Origin of the sequence: Vibrio splendidus 12E03 (genome assembly GCF_000272105.2) — a bacterium.
GTDB classification, from domain to species: Bacteria; Pseudomonadota; Gammaproteobacteria; order Enterobacterales; family Vibrionaceae; genus Vibrio; species Vibrio splendidus_I.
This window is the reverse complement of the sequence record NZ_AJZD02000109.1, coordinates 1-2,390: the sequence shown is the minus strand read 5'-3', so window position 1 is coordinate 2,390 and position 2,390 is coordinate 1. Positions and strand designations below refer to the sequence as shown.

The following is a 2,390-nucleotide window of genomic DNA, read 5'->3' as shown; positions in this document are numbered from 1 at the left end:
GTGTTGTTCATTACAACTCTTAGACCTAGAGCCTTAGTGTAAAACTCTACTGCCTGGTCCATATCGCCAACCATGATGCCTACGTGATTCATTTTCATAACTTTCTCCAATTCGTTTTTATTCTGTGCTTTTCGAAGTCTAGCTTCGATATTTCGTTTCGATGGAGAGAGTATAGGGAGACATGATGATTAACTGAAATTATCATAAATTATATTAATAATAATTTTTTGTTATTAACTTTAATTAAGGATGAGCTTGATTGTAAATAAACAGAGCCACATATCAGTCATGCAGCCCTGCTTAAACGTTCCAATTTAAACTCTAGCTAAACCACTACGCTTTACTGGTTTGCACCGAATTCGTCATCGGTTTGGCTTTGTTTTCAGGCACCAGAGACATCAACCCAGTCATCACCAGAGCAGCAACACCCGACATCGTCACTGGCGAGCCAAATATGCTTTGCACTAACTTGGGTGCTTCTTTCAATAAATCCGGTACTAGCATTACCCCAAGCCCTAAACCTAGTGAGATGGCAATCGTCATGATTCTTCGGCGATCCAACTTTTCATTGGCAATAATTTTGATACCCGCAGCGGCAACCGTACCGAACATCACCAAGGTTGCCCCGCCTAATACTGGTTTTGGAATCGTCATTAATACCGCGCCTAAGATGGGAAATAGACCCAATAGAAAAAGAATCGCCGCAATGAAGTAGCCAATGTAGCGACTTGCGATTCCGGTAAAATGAATCACACCATTGTTCTGGCTGAAAGTCGTGTTTGGAAAGGTATTAAATACTGCTGCGATAAGCGAGTTCACACCATCACCTAGCACGCCAGCCTTGAGTCGATTGATGTATTTTGGCCCCTTAACTGGTTGCCCTGAGAACATGCTGTTAGCGGTAAGGTCACCCGTCGTTTCAATCACGGTAATCAAGTAGATAAAAGCAATAGGTAAGAAGGCTTGCCAATCAAAAGCAAAACCATATTTAAATGGGATAGGAATACTCAATAACGGTTGAGATGCAAAAGAAACCATGGGCGCTTTGCCCATCAAAATAGCAACGCCCCATCCTACAACCAAACCGACCAAAATAGACGACAGCCTAACCATGGTGTTGTTGCTTAGGTTAAGTGCCACTATGGTTCCGAGCACAATCGCACCCAGAAGCAGGTTACTTCCAGAGCCAAAGTCTTCCGCGCCAACACCACCCGCAATATCAGTAACACCTACTTTAATCAAAGAGATACCTATCGTCGTGATAACGATTCCGGTGACAACGGGCGTGATAACGACCTTGAGTTTTTCGATAAAGCGCGATAGGACGATTTCAACAAATGCACCAAAGAAGCAGACGCCGAAAATGGTGGCGAGCATTTCATCCGGCCCGCCTCCATTCGCTTTAACCAGAAAACCCGCGCCTAATACTGAACCTAAAAACGCAAAGCTGGTTCCTTGAACACAGATCATGCCTGCACCAACTGGGCCTATTTTTCTGGCTTGGATGAAGGTACCGACGCCAGACACCATGAGTGCCATGCTGATCAGGTAGGGAATGTGCTCACCCAATCCAAGGACACCACCAATAATGAGCGTGGGTGTGATAATGCCAACAAAGCTGGCTAATACATGCTGCAGCGCCGCGTAGCTGGCTGCTCTGACTGATGGTCGATCGTCTAATCCGTAGATCAATTCACTGTTCTGTTCCATGTGACTTCCTTTATGTATTTTTTATTGTATACAATTTACATAAGGGCAATACAGCAACATATATGCCAATGGTTTAACATCATGTTTATCAATCAGTTAAGTTTATTCTTAAGCCAATGCTGCACTGTAGAGCAACATTGTCGGCTCGTTTTAGTGCAAACAGAGAACACAAAGCAATCCTTTGACCTGGTTTATCTGTAACCTCTACCCGAATATCGCAGGCACAAAAAAAGGATTGGTATCTCTACCAATCCTCTTTAGGGGGGTGTTTCGGTTTTTCTACCTTACGACAGGTAGATGGCGTCTATTACTCGTAATCTGTCGCGTACGTATCTTCGTATGAGTGAGAGTAGAATTCGAACAGGTTGCCAAACGGGTCTTCTAGGTAAACCATTTGTGCTTGTTTTAGCTCGTCTTCTGGGTGGTAACGGTGAATATCCATGCGTACTTTACCGCCAAACTCTTCAACGCGTTTAATAGCTGAATGAAATTGCTCTTTTGGAAGCTGCAGACAGAAATGGAAGATACCTAGACGAGAGAAATCAACCTTATGACGCTCTTCACGGTCAACCATTTCGAACATCTCAACACCGATGCCATCAGATGTGACTAGGTGAGCAATGTTGAAACCTTTGAAGCCTTCACCAAATACAGCGATACACATACGGCCAATTGCTGAT

General features: G+C 43.8%; 3 protein-coding genes. All 3 read right to left on the bottom strand.

What is annotated here, in order from left to right:
- On the bottom strand, nt 1-98 hold a 98-nt coding region (locus A142_RS09035), incomplete at its 3' end, for a VOC family protein (protein WP_032545484.1).
- Between the two features lie 235 nt (nt 99-333).
- Nucleotides 334-1,710, bottom strand: a complete 1,377-nt coding sequence (locus A142_RS09030) for a uracil-xanthine permease family protein (protein WP_019823641.1) — start codon at nt 1,708-1,710, stop codon at nt 334-336.
- A gap of 307 nt (nt 1,711-2,017) precedes the next feature.
- A partial coding sequence (locus tag A142_RS09025; protein WP_019823639.1) for a hypothetical protein occupies nt 2,018-2,390 on the bottom strand: 373 nt, incomplete at its 5' end.